This window comes from Tenacibaculum aestuarii (assembly GCF_964510395.1).
GTDB lineage: Bacteria > Bacteroidota > Bacteroidia > Flavobacteriales > Flavobacteriaceae > Polaribacter > Polaribacter aestuarii.
The window spans coordinates 100,723-125,910 of record NZ_CAZEFY010000002.1 but is presented as its reverse complement, the minus strand read 5'-3'; the positions used below and the strand labels follow the sequence as shown (position 1 = coordinate 125,910).

Sequence of the window (25,188 nt, the reverse complement as noted above, 5' to 3'; positions counted from 1 at the left end):
TTTATTTATAGGTTTTTCCATCAAATTTTAACACCGATGTTTTAGTAGTGACGGTATTTTTATTATCACAATCACCATTCACATTTATAAAAGCGATAGATTCGGTTATTTTATTCTTTACCACAATATCAAAATACTTATTGGTTTTTTCTTCAGAAATAATAAGTGTTTTTTTCTTGTCAAAAAATTGTCCTTTACAACTACCATCCCATTCACCTCCGCTGTATAGTACTTCAAAATTATGTAGGACTTTCTGTAAACTATTATTCTCTATTATAAACAAGGAAAGACGGTCGCTTTCGTAAGGATTTACACGTGAGCTACCAACAAAATGGGTTTTAATACCAAAAGCTCTCTCCTTTTCTGTAATAGTATAGGATGCCGTGTCTATAATTATTTCTTTTAGCATTATCGCATCCGAAATCCAACCATTGGTTTTAGCACTTTCAAAATAATGATATAAAACTTGTTTATTTTCTATATTAACAAAGGCTACATGTGCATTAAGTGCAAAGTAATGTTCTTCTTCACTACCCTCTACAATTTCTGGAATAACCACAACAGCTTCATGTGGACTGTTAGGTAGTATTTTAAAAGCTTGTAACGCTGGAACTAGTTTCGATTCATCCAAATTTAGTTCTTTTATAACCAATTCGTAATAGATGTCTCTAATACCCAAGTCTCTAAAATTTCCGTCAGGTTCAATTTTAACAATACTATAAATAGGTCCATCTCCATCATTTTCATTTACTGTATACTGATAATCAATTGTAATTTTATTCGATTCTATTGTTGATTTAGTTCGAGCCCAACTTTCTACTATCTCATCATAAGCTATCATTTTCGATGCAATAACATTCCCTTCTATATTGTAGTTAATTAACTTAGATTCCATTACCTCTTCGTTTTGTAATACTGTGACCACTACTGTATAAAAATCTCTGGATAAATTTAATCGATATGCATCAATTGCACGGTAATTGGATTTTGAGTTATCCCAGTTTTTATAGACTTTAGGCAGCTGAAATGCTTCTGCATTTATTGTTTTGTAGTCGTTTTCATCTATAAAACTATCAAATGAAGTACTATCTACCAAAGGAACCGTTTTTAATTTCAGTTTTAATAGTTCTTCTTTGAAGGTTGTGGTAACATGTTCTGATGGTTTGGCTACAGCTTCAATTTCGTCTGCTACTGTTTCTACAGCTTTTTCTATTTTTTGTTTTTCTATTGCTCCTTTTGCTGGTATTTTTTCTTTATTGTTTTTTGAGCATGAGAAAAGTAAAAATATTATTAGTAAGTAGCTATATTTCATTTTATTTTTTTTTGTTGTAATACAATGGTATCTGTTTTCATTACATTACCGTTTCTATAATACTCCAATACACCATAATATTGTGTACTGTCTTTTTTGTATGGATGGATATTGAAGGTGGCTAGTTTTTCATGCTGATACATGCTCAAATCTTCTACCGAGAAACCACCCAAATCTTCTTCATGATCTATAAAATATGCGGTACCGTAATCTTGAAATACAGATAGCCTAGAATTTTTAGAATAGCTATAAAAAGCTAAAGCTGCGTAAGGAGCCTCGTATGTATTCTCTGTGTATTTTTTCCCATTAGCTATAAAATTGTCATCTATTTGTTCAATAACCCATTTTTTAATGATGTTGTTTAAAGAGTCACGGTCTTTAATTTCATTTTTCACCAAGTATAAATTGGGATATACTTTTGACTGGATAAATTCCATTTCCACAAAGAATAACTGGTACATGATAGTACTAATAATAGTAATGAACAGTATTGATGACACAGCAATGGCTCTTGCTTTTTTAGCCACAACCCATTTTAATACTTTATAGAGTAGGAATATGCCTATGCCAAGGAGAGAGAGTAAGAAAATAATGATCAGTATTTCCATCTATATAATATCAATTACTTTTTCTAAAACATAGTGAATTACTCCAACTGTTATGGTTATTATCAAAAGCCATCCAAACCGAACTGCTGTTGATTTACCATTATTTTTCAACTTCTTTTTTAGGTAAAAAACATCCAAAAGAATAAATAACAGCGTAATTACGAGCCCAATTACCAACCCGATATGAAATAAACTCCAATTGTAAAACATATGAGCTAAATACCCCAATCCTTCTTTAGGTATATTATTAGCCCCTAAAACAATCCGCATATACGTTATACCTAACAGTATGGAAACTATTGTCCATAACATATAAGCAAAAAATTGTTTTAGTTTTTTCAATTTTCCAAACAGATTAATCTTCTAAATAAGGTAATGCTTTTTCTTTATAATATGTTTCATGTTCAATTAGCCCTAAATTACTTGCTGCCCAATATAATAACTTATACAGTTCATATCGATGTAAATTAATGTTTTCAATAGACGCTGTTTTAACCTCGGTCATTAATTGTTCTATTTTCCCTTCGTCATCTTGATAGTCATGAAAATAAATCAAATCAAAATAATATTGAGCTAATATTAATTGCTGAATAAAAGGTGACCATTCATTTATACGATTTAAATAATTTTCATATTCTTCAACACTAGCTCCCCATTTGGGAGATACAAACGCTAAATAATTTTTATGCAATTCGGCATCATCTGGGAATTCATTTATCACATTTTCGAAAAGTTGATGCACATATTCTCTATTTGCATCGATAGCTTTGTAAATAGTTAATAAACAAGCAACGGCATTGGTTTTAAAACTGCTATTTTTATTATTAACTTCAATTAAAATAGCTTCGGCCTTTTTTAGGTGTTTTTTAAAAGATGCTAACTTTTCGTTTGATACACTGTCAATAGTTCCGCGACCACGGATTTGCCAAGCTTTATAAATTAATTGATATCCTTTAATTATTTTGGGTAAATCATTATTAGTATCTTTAGTAATCCATTCGTCACTTATTTTAATGTTTCCATATTGTCCTAAACTTTCAAAAGCAAACGAGCGTTGGCTAGAATTCATACTTTTTAAAGTTTGCTCTACATTACTAAACTGTTTTTTATTAAAAAAGGTGATTACTTCTTTAAGCTTTGGATCGTTTAAATGCGCATGACTTTTAAATTTATACCTGCCTATGAGGTTTATTAAATTATCTATAGGACTAAAGATGCCATATTTATCTAAAAAGTATAAGATTCCAAATCCTACTAAGATCCATTTTACCAGTGGGTATTGATTAAAAAAGTCTATCATGATTATTTTTTTAGATAAACAGCCACCTAAAATAATTTTTTGAGTGGCTGTTCATTAAGTTTTAATTTTAACTATTTATTTACCACTGTGCTTGAGTAGTACTTAAGCCTTGATAAAATACTTTTTTACCATTGTTTTGACCATTTAAAGTTGATGCATCTGATGATCCCCAATAATATGATCCATTAGTAGTTGATGGATTAAAAAGAAGCAAAGTTGATGTGGATTGAAAAAAGCCTAAATAACTATTGGAAGCAACTGGAGTATTGTTACCTTTTAATACAAAAAAAACATCTTCAAAATTCCCCGAATGTGTAGGCAACGAACTTCCTATATCTGAAAAGCCACTATTATTTGCGCTATTTGATAGTTTTACTTTAACACCAGAGGCATTTGTAGTATTCCAAACCTTGTATTTAAAAGCTATTAGATAACCGTTTATTGGTATTAAATTGGTTGTAGAGTTAGAGACTGTAATAGACCCATTTAAATTACTTATAGCACTACTATAAGGAATACTGTACTCGGATACAGTTGTTCCAGCTCTTGTGATACTACTTAAATTACTAGCTAAATTATCATACTCTGTTTCAGTAATTATTACCCATTCTCCACTGGCTGCAGCATTATAATTCGTCAGAGATGTAGATAACAATGCTCCTATATTATCAACATCATTAAGATTGATTGTAACCGTACCATTTTCGCTTCCTCCTGAATTACTAACTGCAATACTAGCTGTAATAGTTGGGTTAGTTTCATAATCGAATAAAGTAGCATCTGCAACGGTCAATTCTCCTGTAGAAGCATTAACACTTAAAGCTCCTGCTGGTGTTTGAGAAGCAATACTAAAACTTAGTGTTGCGTCACCACTTGCCTGAACAGTACCTAGAGATTGTCCGTTCACTGGATTTTCATCAACCGTGGTAGTATAGTCTTGTACACTTAGTTCATTTGTATTGTTTACACTAATGGTTACCGTAGCTGTGTTTTGAGCTTTATCCGCAGCAATAGTTGCTGTAATTGTAGGATTTGTTTCAAAATCAAATAAGGTAGCATCTGCAACGGTTAACTCTCCTGTATTTTCATTTATTTCGAGTGCTCCGTTTGGTGTTTGTGAAGTAATGCTAAAGATTAAGGAAGCATTATTATCGCTTTCAATCGTCCCTATAACTTGTCCAACTGTTGGATTTTCATCTATTGTAACCTCTAAATTTTGAAGATTAATAACGATTGGATCATCATCTTTACTACAACTATAAGTTATTATTAATAATGTAAGAAATAATGTTTTGGTAAATTGGATTGCGTTTTTCATTTGTTTATTTTTTATTTTTTTTATGGTAAGTCATTTATTAAAGCTTCTAACTCGTTTGCCGTTGCCGTGTTTAAATCGACATCAGAAATAGTTATGATATCACCAGATGCGATGGTTACAGGTTTTATTGCAAAGAGCCAGTTCCCTTTATCTTCACTAACGAACACAATGTGACACTCAAGACCGATAGGTATTTGACCATAATGTTCACTGAAAAGTCCTTGCTCTTCAATATAAGTATCTAACTCACCTAAAGCATTTGGCTCTCCGTTATAATATATATATACACTGCTGTTTGTGTTATTAAAACCGTTGGGCACATCTACCAATAATGTTGTTTTAGGTCTTGAGTCTTGGAAAAATCTATCGACATTCGTCCAACCAAATTCACCAAAATCAGCAACATAAAACGTTTCTCCATTATCTCCATTAGCAATTTCTACTTCCTCGTTCTCAATTTCTTCCCAAACTATATTGTCACAGATTATGGGTAAATCACAATCTTCATCTATACCTATTCCTTTCCATAAAATCATTTCATTATCTACTTGCCCAGTAAGGCTAGTAGGCACAAGAACCTGTATAGGACAATCCAATTGTAATTGTACTCCTCCTTGAGTAGCATTGATAAAAAATTCTCCTCCTGAAATTAAGAGTGCCTTATCTCCATTTTCCATTCTCCCCATAGTAGGTTTATTTGTGATCACCATGCCTCCACTTTTAAAAAGTTCAATAACTTTTATATCGATAGTTCCTGTAATAGGATTTCCATTGTTGGAAAGGCAATTTCCATTGATAACAAATTGTACGCCTCTTTCTGTTGTAAGTACTTGTGTTTGGTTTGCATCTAACTGAAAATCTTGCATTTTACTTTCTATAGATGCTGTTTTAAGTGCTTTAAACTCTGTAGAAGTTGTTCTAACTTTAGTAGGGTTATTTTCATCTTTTGAACAGCTTACTAAAAACAATATAGCTATCACTAGTAAGCTCATTGTCAATTTTACATTTTTCATATTATTTTAATTTTTTGAGTTTATAGTGTTTTAATAATCCATCTCGATAAAATCTCCGTTTAATTTATATCGGAAGGTAAATGTTGTGCCTCCGTTTTCAGGATTTAACATCACAACGTATTCAGTTTTAGTGGTGTTTCCATTTTTTGGAAACTTAATATACGCCATGTTTAAAACAGGGTTATCTATACCTTTTTCAGCAGTTAATTGAGTGCTCGATTTTTCAACCAATTCACCTAGTTTAGATAAGTTGATGTTATTATTTAATTGAAACATAAAATCTGCTGCTTTACTTCCCTGAGGTACTTCTAAAGAAATTTCTGAGTTTTGCTTCCAGTTATCTTGCATATGATTCCATTGTCCCATTTTTAAAGATTCAGGAGCTGAGGTAACAGTTACGCCTAAAATATTACCTATAGATTTATTATAAGTAATGGTTACATCTGTGTAATATGCGTCATTACCAAATTCGTTTTTAATCTCTTGTTCTAAAGCAGCAAAACCTTCTTTATTAGCCGCTTGCTTACTTGTCGAATTTCCGCAAGAAACCAACGAAATAAATACTGCTATGATTGCTATGAATTTTAATACTTTCATTTTCGTGTTTTTTTATAATTACACGACTAAAAGTATATAGCTAAAGTGAAGTAGGAAATAGAAAATCTATTTCTGGGGTTTTTGAATGAATAAGTGCGAAGCTTTGCTAAATATCCGTAAAAAACAATGGTTTAACCCTTAGTCCAGTTTAAAAAAGTACATAGAAACTGTTCTTTTTTTCGGGAAGAGACAGGTATTTTTTTACCATTCTTTAGGTAGATAACCCCTGATTTATCATACTTGTCAATGAATTTTAAGTTAACCATAAATGATTGGTGCGGGCGTGTAAAATTAGCTATAGAAAGGCGTTCTTCAAATTCTTTTAAGGTTTTTGAAACCATGTACTTTTTATTGTCGCTGCAATAAAATGTAGTGTATCCCTTATCTGATTCACAAAACAACAATTCGTTTAAATCAATTACTTGAAAACTATCATGTAATGATAAAATTAGCTTTGAATCTTCATTATTCCAAGCCTGTTTTGCTACTTGTACTTGTTGTTTTTGTTGAGATATTGGAAGTTGAGCAACTTTTTGTAGTGCTGTTTGTAATTCATCTATATCAACAGGTTTTAACAAGTAGTCTACTGCACCAATTTTTAACGCACGTAAGGCATGCTCTTCATAAGCAGTAATAAAAATTACTTTAAAATTGAGGTTTTCGGTTTGTGCTAAAAACTCAAATCCAGTACCGTCGGTAAGGTTGATATCTAAAAAAACTAATTCAGGTTTACAAGCATTAGCAACTACTACGGCATCTTTTACCGATTCACATTCACCTAACACAGTTATTTCATTATCAAGTAATTGCAACAGATTTCGTAAACCTTTTCTAATATATTCTTTATCCTCTATTATTAATATTTTCAATACTTTCTATTTTTATATAAGGGATTGTCAAAGTAACTATAGTTCCTTGTTTATTATATTTTTTTCTATCCTCAATAGTAACCGAACCTTTCATTTTAACATCTTTTGATAGTATTTTTAATCGTTCAGTAGTAATAGTGGTTGATAGCGATTTTTTATCTTGATTTTTACGTTCCATTAAATAATCTACACCAACACCATTATCGGTAATAATACAAAGTAATTCTTGGTTTGAATAACTGAGTTCTATGTTGATGAGTCTGTCACCTGTTAGATTTACAAAAGCGTGTTCTATAGCATTTTCAACAAAAGGCTGAATAAGCATTGGTGGAATTTTAAACAACGATGTGTCAATAGTATCTTCTACAGAAATTGTGTAGACATATAATTCATTTTCTAAGTTTTGAAGTGCTAAATAGTTTTCTACTGCCATTAATTCTTGTGAAAGTAATACAGTTCTATCTCTTGAGTTTTCTAAAATTATTCGAAGCAATTTTGAAAATTTCGACAGGTAGGAAACCGATTTTTTCTGTTCTTTGTCCAAAATCATTCCTTGTAAAACTGAAAGTGAATTAAAAATAAAATGCGGAGTCATTTGCGAGCGTAGTAGTTTTTGCTCAATGATTACATTTTGTGTTTTTGATTTTTGATTCCTCAGTTTTAAGAGTAAAATGATAATACCTAAAACCAAAGTTGTTATTAAAAAAGCAACGATACCGAACAATAAATTTCGTTGTGACTTTTTTAAGTTTTGAGAAGTATTAAGTACTGTTTTTGTTAGTTTTAATTCTCGAATACTGGCTGAATCCAAGGCTTGCTTGTATTTATACTCATACTCTATTTGAGTTATTTTTTCAATATTTTCTTTGTTAAAAATACTATCATTTAATATTTTGTATTGTTGATAGTTTGTAAGAGATTTTTTATAATCACCTGTATTTTTATAAATTATAGAAAGAAGCTCTGCGGTTTCTTTTTGCAGTTCTAGTAATTTCATTTCAACAGCTATTTCTTGACTTTTCAATACATAATTGAGCGCCTTCTGATATTGCTTCTGAGAGTTGAAACACCTAGCTAATCCTAAGTAGGAACGACATAAACCGATTGGAGAACCTACTTCTTTATTCACAATTCCAGCCTCTTTGAAATTCTTAAAAGCTTTTGCTTCTTGTTGTACTAAAATTTGAACATCTGCTACATCATTCAAACTTATACCAACTCCTCTTTTATCATTAATTGTTTGACGTATTTCTAAAGCCTTTTGAAATTGTTCTAAAGCATTTATATAGTCTAATTGGGTTTTATAAATAGTTCCTTTAAGGCTTAAACACATAGCAATAGTCACTTGACTATTTTGCTTTTTAGCCACTTCTAAAGCTTTATTTACATATGTTAATGCTTTTTCAATATTGCCAAGGTTATTATAAACCATTCCCATATTCAACATTAATCTTGCTGTATAGTTAGATAGTCCTAACTTTTCATAAATACCCACTGCTGTGTTAAAATTCTCTAGTGCTCTAGGGTAATTTCCTTGTTCTCCAAATATGCTTCCAATGTTAGTGTATGCTCTTGCAACACCCATAGTATCTTTGACTTTTAGTTTTAACTCTTTAGACCTAGTATAATTACGAATAGCTTCTATATAATTTCCTTGGTCAGCATAGATATTACCTATATTATTTAAACTTCCGGCAACACCTTTTAAGTCATTTAGTGATTCATCTATCTCTGCGGATTTTTTATAATACACTATAGCATTGGAAAAATCACTTTGATAATAATAAGCCATTCCTATACCATTGTTTGCATAAGATTCTCCTTTCCTATTATTTAAAAATCTGTATAATTTAATCGCTTCTTTAAACTTCAGAATGCTTTCTTTGTAATTAGATTTTTTAACGTCTATATGCCCCTTGTAGTAGATAACATCTGCTTTACCTGTAGAGTAATTTATTTTTTTTGAAATTGTTTCGGCTTCATTCAATAATAGTCTAGCTTTTTCTTTTTCTAAATCTTGAATCTCATAATAAAGACGTATTAAAAGATTAACTCTTATAGAATCTTCTGCTTTATTATTTTCTAATCCAGTTCTAAGGCTATCTATTTTTTTGTTTTGAGCCTGAACATTTACAATAAAAATGATAGAAACAGATAATGTAAGAATATACTTGATGAATTTCATAAAATTTTTCTACTGGTTTATAGCAAAATAACGGAACTAAATCTAATAAAATTAATTTAACAGGTTTAAACTGTTATTCTTTTGTTTTAAAAAAATATTAACAAACTAAACTGCTTCTTAAAAACTTACATCAAAAATGAATCGATAAATATTTTAACTCTAAATACTAGTAGTTTTATAAGTATTTTTGCTTTATGGATTCACTTACGCAAATTGTTTTGGGTGCTGCAGTTGGAGAGGCTGTATTAGGAAAAAAAGTTGGCAATAAAGCAATGTTTTACGGTGCTATTGCTGGTACAATTCCTGATTTAGATGTATATGTTGGAAAACTTTTCGATACTGTTACTGCTCTAGAAATACACAGAGGTTTTACGCACTCTGTTTTTTTTGCTATTGTTTTTGGGTGGATTTTCGGTTGGCTTATTTCCTTGTATGAGAAAAAAGCCTCCACAAAAGAATGGGCACTACTGATGTTTTGGGGATTTATTACGCATCCAATTCTAGATGCCCATACCACTTGGGGAACTCAACTTTTTTGGCCTCTCGATATTCGATTGGCTTTTAAAAACATTTTTGTTATTGATCCTTTATACACACTGCCTTTCTTAGTGTTTTTGTTAATGGCAATGTTTCAACGGAAAGGAGCAGCAAAAAGGAGAAAGTATAACAACCTGGGACTTATTGTAAGTAGTTCTTATATGGCAATCACTATTGTTATCAAAGGAATTACCTATACTAAATTTGCGCATGCTTTAAAAGAACAAGGAATAGTTTATAAAGAAATAGAAACCAAACCTACACCTTTTAACACTGTTTTATGGTCTGCGAATGTTGAGACAGATGATGCTTATCTGATTGGTTATTATTCTTTTTTTGACACAAAACCTATTGAGTTTTACTCCTATCCTAAAAATCACCATTTACTGGGTGATTATAAAGATGATGCTTCTGTAAAACGACTTATAAAAATTACCAAAGGTTGGTATACTTTTTCAGAAAAAAACAATGCTCTTTATTTAAATGATTTACGCTTCGGACTGCTTAGTGTAGCTCCGAATTTTCAACAGTTTGCTTTTAGTTTTAAAATAACTGAAGAAGATAATAAAGTTCTTATAGATGAGGTTCCTAGAAACAGAGAAAAAGCCAAAGAACTCGTAAATGATCTTTGGATTAGAATTCAAGGAAATTAATTGAAGAAATCACTGTATATGTCGTAAACTTGTAACTCTATTTAAAAACAGCGTTACTCAGGTTTGAGACAAAAATATTTTCACTTTTTTTCAATTATTTTTTTAGTTCTTACTCAATTCGCATTTATTACTGCATTATTGCTTGAACACAAAAATGTTTTTACGGTAATATCGTTAACAACACTTATTACTGCACTCATAATTTACACCTACATAAAATTCTTTAAAATTAAAGAAGTAGATTTTGAGCCTCTCTATGTAATGATTTTTGTTATCGCTGGTGCGCTACTTACAAGTTATTTACATCTTTTTACTCCTTTGAATTCTATTTTAGCAGCAGCACTTATCGGAACAACCGCTTCCTTTTTACCCAATTTGAATAAAAAATCTAAGGTTTTACAAAACATACCTAATGCTATATACTGTGGTTGTTTTGTAGGAATGTCACAAAAACACGTTGTAATCGATTATAGTTTTATACTCATTGCAGGTATGATAGCTGGTATCTTTTATATGTTTTCAAAAAATCTGTTTCATGGAGTTGGCGGTAAATTAGGTACTCTTGCTTTTGGTAGCGTTGTTATCTCATCATTATTATTGTTAATTCTCTCATAATGCTAACTACCATATCAATATATTTAACAAGCATACTCGGAGCTTTTTTAACCTTTTTAGTAAGCACAAAATACAAACAAGGTCCTGTGAGAGCCTCTGCCCTATTAACTCTTATTGTCGCTGGTGTATGCTTCCTTTTTCCTGAGATATTTTTAGAAGATATAACCAACCAAATTCCTTGGGTATTTTTTGGTGCTTCTTTTGTTGGAATGACTTCTGGAAAACTTACTCGAAACTATATTTCAATTATTTTTGCTGGAATAGTTTTCGGATTCATATATACGGTTAGCCCTGATTTTTTTAATGGTTATGGAGGCGCATTAGGAACGGCTGCCTGTATTTCTATCTTAGTTGTTATTGGAATAAACAATCTTATCCGACTTTTAAAAGCTTCAAAAAAGAAAAAGAAACTACTTAAAAAAGTGGTTCTTAAAAGCTAATTCTATTGTAGGTTACATTATTGATGCCAAATACAAAATCAATCAACCTACTGCAACCTCCTTTATTTTTTCTTAACTTTATCTTCTTAAGATTAGAGAAAAATCATGGAGAATAAACCTAAAAAACAAGCTTCTGCTGAACCACCGTATAAGTTATTAAGTCTAAGAACTGGTAAACCAAAAGATTGGGCTGCTGGTATTCCTGCTGTAGTACACTCTATAAAAAGCCTTATTAACGATAAAACGTTAACCAGAGGAGGTAAAGCCTTGTTTAAAATGAATCAATTTGATGGCTTTGATTGTCCTAGTTGTGGTTGGCCTGATCCTGACGATGAACGCTCTCCTATTGCTGAATACTGTGAAAACGGAGCCAAAGCTTTAGCTGAAGAAGCCACTAGTAAAAGAATTACTGCAGATTTTTTCAAACAAAATTCTGTGTATGATTTATCTCAACTAACTGATTATGAAATTGGACATTTAGGTCGACTTTCTGAACCTATGTATCTTCCAAAAGACGGTACCCACTACGAACCTATAAGTTGGGATAATGCTTTTAGCAAAATTGCTGAACACTTAAACAAATTAGAATCTCCTAATAACGCTGCTTTTTACACTTCAGGAAGAACAAGTAATGAAGCTTCCTTTGTATATCAACTTTTTGTTCGCGAATTCGGAACCAACAACTTTCCTGATTGCTCTAACATGTGCCATGAAACCTCTGGTTTTACCCTAGCTCAAACAACAGGTATTGGAAAAGGAACTGCTACTTTAAATGATTTTTATGATACTGACATTGTAATAATTATCGGACAAAACCCTGGAACAAACTCACCACGAATGTTGAGCGCTCTTGAAAAAGGGAAAAAGAACGGTGCTAAAATTATTGCTATTAATCCACTTCCTGAAGCAGGTTTAATGGGGTTTAGAGATCCTCAAAAAGTAAATGGTATTTTAGGAAAAGGAGTTCAACTCGCAGATTTGTATCTTCCTGTAAAAATCAACGGAGATTTAGCCCTTCTAAAAGCAATTGAACAATTACTATTATATTTTGAAAAGGAAACCCCTGGAAAAGTTTTCGATCAAGATTTTATTAAAAATAAAACGGTTGGTTATGAAGAACTAATCAAACAAGTAGAAAACTATGACCTTGAGGAGCTAGCAAAAGCTTCTGGTGTTTTATTAGAGGATATCCGTAAAGCTGCAGAAATGTTAGCTTATAAAAATAGAATTATTATTTGCTGGGGAATGGGACTTACCCAACAACCTAACGGAGTTGATATTTTAAAAGAAGTTTTAAACCTTTTATTCCTAAAAGGAAGTATCGGTAAACCTGGAGCCGGTTCTTGTCCTGTTCGCGGGCATAGTAACGTACAAGGAAACAGAACAATGCTCATCAATAATCATCCTTCCCAAGAACAACTAGATAAGCTTGAAGAAGTTTTTGGTTTTAATCCGCCAAGAGAAAACGGTTATGATGTGGTTGACACCATAAAAGCAATGAATGAAGGAAAAATAAAAGTACACTTTAGCATGGGTGGAAATTTCTTATCAGCTACTCCTGACACTACCTATACAGCAAACGGATTAAGACAACTAGACTTATCTGTTTCTGTTTCTACTAAACTTAATAGGACCCATTTAATTCACGGTAAAGAATCTATAATTTTACCTACAATTTCCCGAAGTGAAACAGATATTATAAATGACGAATTACAACATGTAAGTACCGAAAATGCTATGGGAATTGTAGAATGGTCAAGAGGAATGTTACAGCCAATTTCAGATAAACTAATCAACGAAACTCATATCGTTTGTCGAATGGCAAAAGCTACTTTAGGAAATAAAAGTGTAGTTGATTGGAATCGTTACATGAACAGTTATGATGCTGTAAGAGATGATATTGAAAAATGTATTCCTGGTTTTGAAAACTACAATGTTCGTGTAAAACAAAAAGGTGGGTTCTACCTACCTAACGGTGCTCGTGAAGGAAGCTTTAAAACAAAAGAGTTTGGTGACCGTGTTCCGTTTTCTATAACTAAATTACCTCAAAACACACTTGCCGACGATGAATATTTAATGGCTACTGTAAGAACACACGATCAGTTTAACACCACTATTTACGGATTAGATGATCGCTACCGCGGAGTTTATAACGAGCGTCGTGTAATTTTTATGAATAAAAAAGATATAGAAAAAGCTGGATTTAAAACTGGTGATAAAGTAGATTTATTCAACTATGACAATAATACCGAGCGTGTTGCTCCACTTTTCATTATTGTTGAATATCCTATTCCTGAAAAAAATACAGTTACGTATTTCCCTGAAACTAATGTATTGGTATCTATTCACAATGTAGTAGCAGGAAGTAACATGCCAGCTTCTAAGCATGTTAAGATTAAGGTTAGAAAACACAATCCTGATACTTTAACTAATTAGAAAAAGCCACCAACCACTTCTTAACTAACTTAAAACCTTGCTCTTATGCAAGGTTTTCTCAAAATATTGGTTATTTTAGTAACTATTACATCAACTAATACAGTACTATGTCTAAAAAAATAGGATTAAAAGAAGCCATATCTATAGGTATTGGAGGTATGGTGGGTGGTGGTATTTTTGCCGTTTTAGGTCTTGCCGTTTTACTTGCCAAAGGAGGAACTCCAATTGCTTTTTTACTTGCTGGTATTCTCGCACTTATAACTTCTTATAGCTATGTACATTTGTCTAAAAAATATCCAGACAGAGGAGGAACCGTAAAATTTATCAATCAAGGTTTTGGAAAAACAATTTTTAGCGGAGCTATCAACAACCTTTTATGGATAAGTTATATCGTTATGCTTTCCTTATATGCCTCGGCTTTTGGTTCTTATGCTCCTAACCTATGGGAAATAACACAAAATAAAACGATCAACTTTCATATATACGCCAGTGCTATTATTATTATAGCTACAGCTATTAACTATTACAGTATTGCTGTAGTAGGAAAAATTGAATCATACGCGGTAGTTATAAAACTTATAATTCTTATTGGTTTTATTGCTATTGGTGCCTATGGACTCATAGAAAATCCTAATATGGCACAACTATCCATTAGTAACTGGGAAAACCCTATCAAACTATTTGCTGGAGGAATGGTTATTTTCGTTGCTTACGAAGGTTTTGAATTAATTGCTAATGCGGCTCCTGATATTCTAAATCCCGAGAAAAATATTTCAAAAGCCTATTATTATTCTGTCATATTTGTCATTTTTCTGTATATCATTATTGCTTTGGTTACGGTGGGGTCATTACCTTTCAATCAAATTGCAAAAGCTCAAGATTATGTACTGGCAGAAGCTGCAAAACCTATGTTAGGACAACTCGGTTTCACCATCATAACCATTGCTGCTTTAATTTCTACTTTTTCTGCAATTAATGCTTCTTTGTACGGAGGTAGTAAAGTAAATTATGAAATTGCTGAAGACGATGAATTACCTCACCATTTTTTATCTAAATTCTGGAATCAACCTATCGGTTTATTAATTACTGCTATTGCTACACTTGTACTTGTAAATACTTTAAATCTTGAAAGTATTTCTACTGCTGGTAGTGTTGGATTCATTTTAATTTTTGGAATTGTAAATTATGTAGGCTTTAAACTCTCAAAAGAAACTGGTAGTAATAAAGTAATTCCTTTTTTTGGTTGTTTGTTATGTGTAATTGCCCTATTTATTCTAATAAAACAACAACTTCAATCCAATCTAGTCGGAGTTTTTGTTTCTCTTGGAATTATTCTCCTTTGTTTTATTATTGAATGGTTTTATAAGAAAAGTGAAACAAAAAGCTAAAAAACTACAAATAAAATGGTTGATAACATCACTCAAATTTGGAAAGAATTTCAACAAAATGTTTTAGAGCATATACCTAAAGTTGTATTAGCTTTAATTATAATTATTCTTTTTGCGCTTGTAGCTAGTGGAGCTAAAAAAATATGCATTAATGTATACCGAAAAGCTTTTAAAGAAAACTACCTGAATATTGAAAGGATCATAGCCTCTTTATTTTACGCATTGTTTTTTGCAACAGGTGTTTTATTAGCACTGCATATTTTAGGTTTAGACAAACCGTTTGAAAAACTACTAGCAGGGGCTGGTGTTGTGGGTATTATTGCTGGTTTTGCTTTAAAAGACATCGCTTCTAATATGTTTTCTGGACTTTTGGTTGATTTACAACGCCCTTATAAAGTTGGAGATTGGGTTGAGATTGATGGAAAATATGGTGTTGTGTTAGATATTAGCTGGCTTACAACTAAAATAAAAACCGTACCAGGTCAGGAAGTTTTTGTACCCAACCAAATTATTTACAATGGTACTTTTACCAATTATTCTACTTGGGGAAAACGACGTATCATTTTAAGAAGCGGAGTTTCGTATGGTGACGATTTAGAACACGTTAGATCAGTTGCTTTAGATGAAGTTAAAAAAATAGAAGAATATCTTCCAGAAGAAGGTATCGATTTTTATTTTACTGATATTGGTGGTTCTACTTACGATTTTATGCTTCGTTATTGGGTTAAGTTTGAGTCTAATGATGATTTCTGTAAAGGAATGAACGATGTTATTATGCATATTAAAAAACGTTTTGAACAAGAAAACATTTCCATTGCTTATCCAGTAACCACCCTTGACTTTGGAGTAAAAGGTGGTGTAAACTTATTTGATAAGAATATAAAAGTTCAGAAATAACAAAATAGATAAATTCCTATTCTTCTAATTTAGAGTTTTCAGAATAGGTACGCCATTTTGCCAAACATGCTTCAATATCCTCAGGGATTTCAGAGTTAAATTGTAAAAACTCTCCTGTAGTTGGATGCGTAAACCCTAACGTTTTTGCATGTAACGCTTGTCTTGGTAAAACCTTAAAACAGTTCTCAACAAATTGTTTATACTTAGTAAATGTAGTTCCTTTTAAAATGGTATCGCCTCCATAACGCTCATCATTAAATAAGGTATGTCCTATATGTTTAAAATGAGCTCTAATTTGATGTGTTCTACCCGTTTCTAACTTACATTGTACCAAAGTTACATACGTTAATCGCTCTATAACTTTATAATGTGTTACCGCATGTTTTCCGTGTTCTCCATCAGGAAAAACATCCATTTGTAAGCGATTTTTAAAACTACGCCCTATATTACCCTCTATAGTACCTTGGTCTTCCTCTATATTTCCCCAAACTAAAGCATAGTACAAACGTTCAGTGGTTCTATCGAAAAACTGTTTTGATAAATGTGCCATTGCATATTCAGTTTTTGCAACAACTAACAATCCGCTAGTATCTTTATCAATACGATGCACCAAACCTGGACGTTCATTCGAGTTTTTAGGTAAGTTTTCTATATGGTGTATTAATCCATTAACTAATGTTCCTGAATAATTTCCATGACCTGGATGTACTACCATACCTGCTGGTTTGTTTACAACAATTACCTCGTCATCTTCATACACAATATCAATTGGAATATCTTCAGCAACCAATAAATTCTCATGTGGTGGATAGGTTAACACTACTCTAACCACATCTTTTGGTTTTACTTTGTAGTTTGGTTTTACTACAACATCATTCACCAACACATTTCCTGCTTTGGCTGCTTGTTGTATTTTATTTCGAGTAGCATTTTCAATAAAATTCATTAAAAACTTATCTACTCGTAAAGGTACTTGACCATCAGTAGCTACAAACCGATGGTGTTCGTATAATTCATCATTCTCAAAATCTGGAGTCGTCTCTTCCTGCATCAATCAATATTAAAATTAGTTTCCATTACCATCTCCTAAAATTAAATCGATGGTTGTTTGTTTTGGTAATTTTGTTCCTGGTTCTATTTTTTGTCCGTTATGTTTTAATCCACGAACTACATCTTTTCCTATATCGTGTACCCAAGTAACATTGCTTCCTACTTTGAATCCTATAGAACGTAAATGTGTAGTTGCTTGACGTCTTGTGCGTCCATTTAAATCAGGTATTACAACATCTCTGTACTTAGACGGATTTAATGTTAAATATATTTTACGTTTTTCTTTCACAAAATCTCCTGCTTCTGGATCTTGCTCAATAATCGATTTTTTAGGATATTCAGGGTTATAACTAGCACTATCAATCACTACAAAATCTAAGTTCAATTCGTCTAGCTTTTGTGTTACTTCATCTAAAGACATTTTGTGCAAGTTTGGCACTTGTATTTTTTGGTTATGGTTTGTCGTTACTCCAAGCCACCATTGTAGTCCGAATACGAATATAAATATTGCTACAACTGCTATAATTACGTTTGTTAAAAAAGATTTACTTTTAATAAATTGAAATAAACCTCCAGACTTTTCTGTTAAATTACTCATATCATTTTTTTGTAAGATCGCACAAATGTACAGTAAAAATAGTACTATTTTCAAATCAACAAGTCTTAAACGAGTTTTTTTGGTAAGTTTGTATAATCCTACATTGGGATTTTAAGAAAACAACAACAAAACAGTAATTGAAATATAAATAAAGTGAAAAAAAACATCGCTATTATTATGGGAGGATATTCCTCTGAAGTAGGTATATCTTTAAAAAGTGGTAATGTAGTTTACAAACATCTTAATAAAGAAAAATACAACCCGTATAGAGTTCTTATTTTAAAAGATAAATGGGTTTTGGTTGATGATGATGAAAATGAACACCCTATTAATAAACATGATTTTTCTGCTGAAATAAACGGAACCAATATCACTTTTGACGCTGTTTTTAATGCGATTCATGGTGCTCCGGGTGAAAACGGAGTCATCTTAGCTTATTTTAACCTTATCGGATTAAAACATACCTCTGCCCCATTCTATCAAATGGCATTGACGTTTAATAAACGAGATACTTTAAGTGTCGTAAAAGAATATGGTATTCCTGCTGCAATTTCTGTTTATTTAAATAAAGGAGATGAAATCAACACCAATACCATCATTGAAAAAGTAGGATTACCTTGTTTTGTAAAACCAAATAATGCGGGTTCTAGCTTCGGAATCTCTAAAGTATATACACAAGAAGAATTAATTCCTGCTATTGAAAAAGCCTATGAAGAAGATTCTGAAATCTTAATTGAAAGCTTTTTAGATGGAACCGAAGTTTCTGTGGGTGTAATTCAGTACAAAGGAGAAACTAAAGTATTACCAATTACTGAAATTGTTTCTGATAATGACTTCTTCGACTATAAAGCTAAATATGAAGGAGAATCGCAAGAAATTACTCCAGCACGTTTAACAGAAGCTCAAGAGAAGAGCGTAAATAACATTGCTAAGCGCGTGTACGAAATTTTAAATATGAGCGGATTTTCGCGCTCTGAATATATTCTTGTAAATGACGTTCCTCATTTCTTAGAAATGAATACTGTTCCTGGATTAACAGAAGCAAGTATTTTACCACAACAAGCCAATCATGCAGGTATCTCTTTAACTGAGTTATTTGGAAATGCTATTGAAATGGCTTTAAACAACTAATTAACAATGAAAAGAGCTATTTTCCCAGGATCTTTCGACCCAATCACTTTAGGACATGTAGATATTATTGAACGAGGTGTTACGCTTTTTGATGAGTTAATCATCGCTATTGGTGTAAATGCTGATAAAAAATATATGTTTTCTTTAGAAGAACGTAAACGCTTTATTGAAGAAACTTTTAAGCATGAACCTAAAATAAAGGTACTAACTTACAGCGGACTTACCGTAAACTTTTGTATAGAGCAAAATGCTCAATTTATTTTAAGAGGCTTACGAAATCCAGCCGATTTCGAGTTCGAAAAGGCAATTGCCCATACCAATAGAAAACTTTCAGAAATTGAAACTGTTTTCCTACTAACCTCTTCTGGTAAGAGTTATATCTCATCCTCTATTGTTCGCGATGTTATCCGAAACGAAGGAGATTACACAGGTCTGGTTCCTGATGCTGTTAGAATTTAATCGCAGAGCGATAGCCAAAGGTTTAATTAACTAGGTTTCCTCTAAACACTTAAAATATTATTCATTGAAAAAGCTAGCTGTATTATTACTACTAATTATTGTTGCTTGTAAACAAGAATCAACAAAAGAAACAAAAGATTTTACGACACTGTTTGAAACATCAAACGGAACAGAAACATCTACTTATAAAGAGGTAATTTCTTATTACAAAGATTTGGCTGAGACATATCCTGAAATTTCTTTATTTGAAATTGGTACTACAGATATTGGTAAACCTTTACACTTAGCTGTTTTTAATATAGATGGAAGAACAGACATCAATCAAATTAAGAACTCTTCAAAAAACAGAGTTTTAATTAATAACGGAATTCACCCTGGAGAATCTGACGGAATAGATGCTTCAATGTTACTATTAAGAGATATTGTTCAAAATGACTCCTTAAAAAGCAAGTATAAAAACTCTTTAATTTGTGTTATTCCTGTATACAATATAGGTGGGGCTTTAAACAGAAACTCACACACTAGAGCCAATCAAAATGGACCTAAAGAGTATGGTTTTAGAGGTAATGCACGTAACTATGACCTAAATCGTGATTTTATAAAACAAGATACTAAAAATGCAGCAGCATTTGCTGAAATATTTCACACTGTAAATCCAGATGTTTTTATTGATAATCATGTAAGCAATGGTGCCGACTATCAATATGCTATTACCCATCTATTTACACAACACAACCAATTAGGTGGAAAGTTAGGAGAGTTTATTGAAAAGGAAATGCGACCTGAAATTGAACAATCCTTAGCTCAAAAAGATATTATTATAACTCCGTATGTAAATGTTTGGGGAACAACTCCTGAAAGTGGTTGGTCTCAATTTTTTGACTCTCCAAGATATTCTACTGGGTACACTAGTCTATTCAACACCTTAGGTTTAATGGTAGAAACACACATGCTTAAACCTTATAAAACACGTGTAGAGCAAACTTATGAACTACTATTTTCAACGTTAGATTTTTCCAAAGAAAACAGCAATAAGATAAAAGAATTACGTAAAAATGCTGTACAGGAAATTATCAATAAAAAAACATATCCTATTGCTTTTTCAGTTGATAAAGAGAATCCATCTACACTTAATTTTAAAGGATATGAAGGTGTTTTTATAGATAGTAAGGTTACTAACGGAAAGCGTTTATTTTATGATAGAACAAAACCTTACACTAAAGAAATTCCATATTACAACAATTATATCTCAACAAAAGAAGTTACCATACCTAAAGCTTATATTTTAGAACAAGGTTGGCACAAAGTTGTGGAGCGATTACAAAATAACAATATTGAATTTACTCGTTTTAAGAATGATACTGTTTTAACGGTAGAAATACAGCACATCAAAAATTTTGAAACTCGAAACACTGCTTACGAAGGTCATTATTTGCACTACAACACCGAAATTACCAAAACAGAGAATCAGCAAATTCAATTTAACAAAGGAGATATTTATATTCCTACCAATCAAACAGCTATTCGCTATATTTTAGAAACCTTGGAAGCTGAGGCGGTAGATTCTTTCTTCAACTGGAATTTCTTCGATACTATTTTACAACAAAAAGAAGGCTATTCTGCCTATGTTTTTGAGGACATTGCTGAAGCTTTTTTACAAGAAAACCCTTCAATTAAGAAACAGTTTGAAGAAAAGCTAAGCACCGATGAGAGTTTTGCCAAAAATCCACAAACGCAATTGTATTGGATTTATACAAAAACCCCTCATTATGAAAAAGCTCATAAAAAACTACCTATTTTTAAGTTATATTAACAATTAGCAAACCTCTTTGTAACATTTTTATATTTTTGTTATTGATTAGGAAATTAATCTGATGAATAAAGAGCCCTTAAAATCCGTTTGTGAACAACAGAACTTTGAAGAAGTCTTCAATAAACATTCACAAACCTTACGAAATTATATCTACTATAAATGTGGCGATACTCAGCAAGCTGAAGATATTGTTCAGGAAGCCTATATCAAATTGTGGAATAATTGCGCGAAAGTAATTTTTGAAAAAGCTAAATCCTTTTTATATACCGTGGCAAACAATCACTTTTTAAATGAAGTGGCTCATAAAAAAGTGGTATTAGAATATCAAAAACAAAATACTACCAATAATACATCAATAGAAACTCCTCAGTTTATATTGGAAGAAGATGAATTTCATAAAAAATTAAAAAAAGCGATTGCCGACCTTCCTGAAAGGCAGCGAGAAGTTTTTTTACTAAGCAGAATAGATAAGAAAAAATACAGTGAAATTGCTGAGATAGTTGGTATTTCTGTTAAGGCTGTAGAGAAAAGAATGAGTAAGGCATTACTTACTTTAAAAGAACAAATAGGTAAAGTGTAATAAAAAATACTATTTGTAGTAGGGTAATTAGTTTTTTAATTGTTTTTAATACAAATAGCACGAATAATAGGAAATGAAAATAAATTATAAAGATGAGACTTTTTTAGCTAGATGGATAGCCAATGAGCTTTCTCCTAAGGAGCTGGAAGAATTTCAACAGTCTGATGTTTATCATCAATTTAAAGCTATTGATGATGCTTCACAGTTGTTAAAAGCCCCTGATTATAATCAGAAAGAAGCTCTTACTCAAATTCAAAACAAACTACAGTCTAAAGAGGCAAATAAAAAAGTCGTGAAATTAATTCCTAATTGGATGTACGGCGCAGCTGCTTCTATAGCTTTATTAATTAGCTTTTTTTACTTTAATTATAGTACAAATGACATCTCTACAAGTTACGGAGAGTATTCAACTATAACTTTACCAGATAATTCAACTGTACATCTTTCTCCTAACTCTACTGTTAGCTACAAAAAATACAAGTGGGATGGTAATAGAGAGTTATCTTTAAAAGGAAAAGCATTTTTTGAAGTTGAAAAGGGTAAATCTTTTACTGTAAATACCACTGAGGGTAACGTTACTGTTTTAGGAACTAAATTTACAGTTAATACTTCTGAAAATTATTTTGAAGTTCTTTGTTATGAAGGAAAAGTGAAAGTAACTTCTAAAAGTAATGATGAAGCGATTTTAACTTTAGGAAAAGCCTACAGAAATTATAATGAAAAAGCTGAAAAATGGACTTTTAACTCAGATAGTCCTTCTTGGTTAAAAGGTGAAAGTTCATTTACTAATGTTCCTTTATATCAAGTAATTAAAGCATTAGAAAACCAATTCAACTTAAAGTTTGATTCTTCAAAAATAGATACCGAAAAACGATTTACGGGTACTTATACACATGAAGATGTTAATATAGCATTACAAACTGTTTTTGCTCCTATGAAAATTTCTTATAAATTAGCAAAAAATAGTACTGTTATATTGACATATAATTAATGAATATAAAATTAAGTATACTTTTTATATGCTTAGCAATGTCTATTTTTTCTCAGGAAAAGATAGACATTTCTTTTATAGACACTCCTTTATTAGACGTTCTAAAACAAACGGAAGCTAATTTTGGGGTTAAATTTTCGTATAACCCTGAAATAATTCAAGAAGATATTTTTTCGTTTTCTCAGAAAAACTGTGAATTAGTATATCTCTTAGGGGAAATTGAGCGTCAAACTTCCTTTATTTTTAAAAAAATAAACGACCGTTACTATTATATTACTAAAAAAACAGCTCTTAGCGATGAAAACTACACGCTTCTAAACGAAATTCTTGTTACCAACTACATAACATCGGGAATTAACAAAAAGAAAAATGGAGCTATTTCTATTTTACCAAAGCAACTTGGAGTATTACCCGGATTAACTGAACCAGATGTTTTAGAAAGTTTAAAAATTATTCCAGGAGTTCAAAGTCCTGATGAAACTGCTTCGGGAATCTATATTAGAGGAGGAACTCCTAATCAAAATTTAGTACTTTGGGATGGAATAAAAACTTACTATTTAGGTCATTTTTTCGGAATGATTTCTGCTTTTAATCCATACACTACAAAAGAAATTGTCTTGTCTAAAAGCGGTACAAGTGCTAGATATGGAAATAGAGTTTCTGGTGTTATTGATATAAAAACCTCTGAAGAAATCCCTAAAAAAGTAACAGGAAGTTTTGGTTTAAATATGACTCATGCAGATGCTAATATTGATATTCCTTTGTCTAAAAAAACTGCTTTATCATTTTCTGCACGAAGCTCTTATTCTAACTTTTTAAAAACTTTCACCTTTAATAAATTATCTACAAGAGTATTTCAAACATTCAATAATAACCAAGAAAACAACATCATTGATAAAAACATAAAGTTTAGCAGAGATAATGAATTTAATTTTTCTGATTACACAGCAAAATTCATGACCAACATTTCTGAAAAAGAATCTTTATCCTTTAGTTTTTTACATACTAAAAATAAAATGTACAATGATTTTACTGTTCCTGACTATGAAGATAAATACAATGACCTAATAAACATTAAGAACACTGGTATGAGCGCTAATTGGAAAAAAGAAACCAATGAAAAAACGACTCATAACATAAAAAGTTATTTTTCAACATTTACATTAGACTATAGTGCCAATTATAGCTACTTTCAAAATTATCTCTTAGAACATTCAAGTAAAAGCAATACTTTAAATGATGTTGGTGTTTCTTATAATGTAAACTACTCTATTAATAATAAAACTGATATACTTTTAGGGTATGATTACACCTCTACAGATGCCGAATATAATTTAGAATATTTATACAGCTTACAAGGACAAAATCAATACAACTTTCAACAAAGTGATGAAAGCTCAAACGATACTCACTCTATTTTTGGAGAATATTTATATGACTCTGATAATTGGAACATAAATACTGGTATACGTTTCAACTACTTTTCAAAAATTAATAAATTCGTTTTAGAACCTAGAATATATCTTGAAAAAAAATTAAATACTAGCTTTAGCTTTAAAGCCTCTTTTGAACAAAAACATCAAACATTAAGTCAAATAATAGAATTTCAAAGTTCTAGTTTAGGCTTTGATCTAGAAAATCAGATATGGGTACAAGTAAACAACGACGATATTCCTCTTCAAAAAAGTTTACAGTTTTCTTCTGGTATTCTTTTTAATAAAGATAATTGGAAAATAGACATAGAACCCTATTATAAGAAAGTTACTGGTATGACCTCACAAACTAGTGGTTATAACGATCAAACAGACGACTTTTCTGACGGTGAAGGCAAAATATATGGTATTGATATTTTAGTTAATAAAACATTTAATAATTACAGAACTTGGGTTAATTATTCTTACACTAAAAACAGATTTATATTTTTAGATTTAGAAAATAAATATTTCCCTGCCAACCATGATATTACAAATTACTTTTCTTGGTCTCATGCCTATAAGTTAAATTCTTATGAATTTTCTTTAGGATGGATTTACAGAACAGGAAATCCCTATACTGCTGTAAAAGATTTTTACAATACAGAAAATGGCTTTCCTGTAATCGACTTAGATTCTGACAATATCAACGCTCTTAGACTACCTAATTATCACCGTTTAGACGCTTCAATGACTTACAGTTTTAATTTTTCAAAAAACTGGAAGGGTAAACTAGGACTATCTGTTTTAAATATTTATAATCAAAAAAATATCTTAAGCAGAACTTACAATGCTATTCCTACTATAAATTCAGATAATGAGCTTGAATACCAACTAGAACAAGTTGATAAAGTTTCTTTAGGAATAACACCTAATTTAGTTTTTCGTGTTAGCTTTTAATAAAAAAAGGCTCTACTAAAAAGTAG

23 protein-coding genes are annotated in these 25,188 nt (G+C 31.3%); 12 read left to right on the top strand and 11 right to left on the bottom strand.

Annotated features, from left to right (window positions below):
* Position 1: 1 nt before the first annotated feature.
* From ACKTSU_RS05890 to ACKTSU_RS05850, 9 genes are all read right to left on the bottom strand, one after another.
* Complete coding sequence (locus tag ACKTSU_RS05890) at positions 2–1,312, bottom strand: PA3715 family protein (protein ID WP_408035445.1); 1,311 nt, start codon at positions 1,310–1,312, stop codon at positions 2–4.
* The gene (locus ACKTSU_RS05885) at positions 1,309–1,920 is read right to left on the bottom strand and encodes a hypothetical protein (RefSeq protein WP_408035444.1); all 612 of its coding nucleotides are present in this window, start codon (positions 1,918–1,920) and stop codon (positions 1,309–1,311) included. Before ACKTSU_RS05885 ends, ACKTSU_RS05890 begins: the two co-directional genes overlap by 4 nt.
* Entirely contained in the window at positions 1,921–2,262 is a 342-nt protein-coding gene (locus ACKTSU_RS05880) for a hypothetical protein (RefSeq protein WP_408035443.1), read from the bottom strand.
* A gap of 13 nt (positions 2,263–2,275) precedes the next feature.
* A complete protein-coding gene (locus ACKTSU_RS05875; RefSeq protein WP_408035442.1) occupies positions 2,276–3,220 on the bottom strand; it encodes a hypothetical protein in 945 nt (314 codons plus the stop codon).
* 79 nt (positions 3,221–3,299) lie between these two features.
* Positions 3,300–4,538 (bottom strand): cadherin repeat domain-containing protein, encoded by a 1,239-nt coding sequence (locus ACKTSU_RS05870; protein ID WP_408035441.1) that lies wholly within the window; start codon positions 4,536–4,538, stop codon positions 3,300–3,302.
* Between the two features lie 20 nt (positions 4,539–4,558).
* Complete coding sequence (locus ACKTSU_RS05865) at positions 4,559–5,551, bottom strand: hypothetical protein (RefSeq protein WP_408035440.1); 993 nt, start codon at positions 5,549–5,551, stop codon at positions 4,559–4,561.
* A 30-nt stretch (positions 5,552–5,581) separates the two neighbouring features.
* The gene (locus ACKTSU_RS05860) at positions 5,582–6,148 is read right to left on the bottom strand and encodes a hypothetical protein (RefSeq protein WP_408035439.1); all 567 of its coding nucleotides are present in this window, start codon (positions 6,146–6,148) and stop codon (positions 5,582–5,584) included.
* Between the two features lie 131 nt (positions 6,149–6,279).
* Positions 6,280–7,017 carry a LytR/AlgR family response regulator transcription factor gene (locus ACKTSU_RS05855; RefSeq protein WP_408035438.1) on the bottom strand — a complete coding sequence of 246 codons (738 nt, stop codon included), beginning with the start codon at positions 7,015–7,017 and terminating at the stop codon, positions 6,280–6,282.
* A complete protein-coding gene (locus tag ACKTSU_RS05850) occupies positions 6,992–9,202 on the bottom strand; it encodes a tetratricopeptide repeat protein (RefSeq protein WP_408035437.1) in 2,211 nt (736 codons plus the stop codon). The genes ACKTSU_RS05855 and ACKTSU_RS05850 overlap by 26 nt, the downstream gene beginning before the upstream one ends.
* 194 nt (positions 9,203–9,396) lie before the next feature.
* On the opposite strand from ACKTSU_RS05850, the gene ACKTSU_RS05845 reads away from it, so the two are divergent.
* The 6 genes from ACKTSU_RS05845 (at position 9,397) to ACKTSU_RS05820 (ending at position 16,168) form a co-directional block, all read left to right on the top strand.
* Positions 9,397–10,392 (top strand): metal-dependent hydrolase, encoded by a 996-nt coding sequence (locus ACKTSU_RS05845; protein ID WP_408035436.1) that lies wholly within the window; start codon positions 9,397–9,399, stop codon positions 10,390–10,392.
* A 63-nt stretch (positions 10,393–10,455) separates the two neighbouring features.
* A complete protein-coding gene (locus ACKTSU_RS05840) occupies positions 10,456–11,007 on the top strand; it encodes a hypothetical protein (protein WP_408035435.1) in 552 nt (183 codons plus the stop codon).
* Entirely contained in the window at positions 11,007–11,447 is a 441-nt protein-coding gene (locus ACKTSU_RS05835) for a hypothetical protein (protein ID WP_408035434.1), read from the top strand. Before ACKTSU_RS05840 ends, ACKTSU_RS05835 begins: the two co-directional genes overlap by 1 nt.
* Positions 11,448–11,552: 105 nt before the next feature.
* Positions 11,553–13,883: an FdhF/YdeP family oxidoreductase gene (locus tag ACKTSU_RS05830; RefSeq protein ID WP_408035433.1), complete on the top strand. Its 2,331-nt coding sequence runs from the start codon at positions 11,553–11,555 to the stop codon at positions 13,881–13,883.
* 107 nt (positions 13,884–13,990) lie between these two features.
* Positions 13,991–15,271, top strand: coding sequence for an APC family permease (locus ACKTSU_RS05825; protein WP_408035432.1), 1,281 nt, complete (start codon positions 13,991–13,993; stop codon positions 15,269–15,271).
* A gap of 15 nt (positions 15,272–15,286) precedes the next feature.
* The gene (locus ACKTSU_RS05820) at positions 15,287–16,168 is read left to right on the top strand and encodes a mechanosensitive ion channel family protein (protein WP_408035431.1); all 882 of its coding nucleotides are present in this window, start codon (positions 15,287–15,289) and stop codon (positions 16,166–16,168) included.
* Positions 16,169–16,184: 16 nt separating this feature from the next.
* Here ACKTSU_RS05820 and ACKTSU_RS05815 read toward each other — a convergent pair whose 3' ends face one another.
* Both ACKTSU_RS05815 and ACKTSU_RS05810 read right to left on the bottom strand, forming a co-directional pair.
* Positions 16,185–17,219, bottom strand: a complete 1,035-nt coding sequence (locus ACKTSU_RS05815; protein ID WP_408035430.1) for an RluA family pseudouridine synthase — start codon at positions 17,217–17,219, stop codon at positions 16,185–16,187.
* 15 nt (positions 17,220–17,234) lie between these two features.
* Complete coding sequence (locus tag ACKTSU_RS05810) at positions 17,235–17,816, bottom strand: PASTA domain-containing protein (RefSeq protein WP_299002262.1); 582 nt, start codon at positions 17,814–17,816, stop codon at positions 17,235–17,237.
* A gap of 153 nt (positions 17,817–17,969) precedes the next feature.
* On the opposite strand from ACKTSU_RS05810, the gene ACKTSU_RS05805 reads away from it, so the two are divergent.
* The 6 genes from ACKTSU_RS05805 (at position 17,970) to ACKTSU_RS05780 (ending at position 25,162) form a co-directional block, all read left to right on the top strand.
* Positions 17,970–18,947, top strand: a complete 978-nt coding sequence (locus ACKTSU_RS05805; protein WP_408035429.1) for a D-alanine--D-alanine ligase — start codon at positions 17,970–17,972, stop codon at positions 18,945–18,947.
* A gap of 6 nt (positions 18,948–18,953) precedes the next feature.
* Positions 18,954–19,406 (top strand): pantetheine-phosphate adenylyltransferase, encoded by a 453-nt coding sequence (gene coaD / locus ACKTSU_RS05800; protein ID WP_274634514.1) that lies wholly within the window; start codon positions 18,954–18,956, stop codon positions 19,404–19,406.
* Between the two features lie 64 nt (positions 19,407–19,470).
* Positions 19,471–21,219, top strand: coding sequence for a M14 family metallopeptidase (locus ACKTSU_RS05795; protein ID WP_408035428.1), 1,749 nt, complete (start codon positions 19,471–19,473; stop codon positions 21,217–21,219).
* Between the two features lie 61 nt (positions 21,220–21,280).
* Complete coding sequence (locus tag ACKTSU_RS05790; protein WP_408035427.1) at positions 21,281–21,799, top strand: RNA polymerase sigma factor; 519 nt, start codon at positions 21,281–21,283, stop codon at positions 21,797–21,799.
* Positions 21,800–21,872: 73 nt separating this feature from the next.
* On the top strand, positions 21,873–22,790 hold the full coding sequence (locus ACKTSU_RS05785; RefSeq protein ID WP_408035426.1) for a FecR family protein: 918 nt from the start codon (positions 21,873–21,875) through the stop codon (positions 22,788–22,790).
* Positions 22,790–25,162 carry a TonB-dependent receptor plug domain-containing protein gene (locus ACKTSU_RS05780; protein WP_408035425.1) on the top strand — a complete coding sequence of 791 codons (2,373 nt, stop codon included), beginning with the start codon at positions 22,790–22,792 and terminating at the stop codon, positions 25,160–25,162. The genes ACKTSU_RS05785 and ACKTSU_RS05780 overlap by 1 nt, the downstream gene beginning before the upstream one ends.
* Positions 25,163–25,188 lie beyond the last annotated feature (26 nt).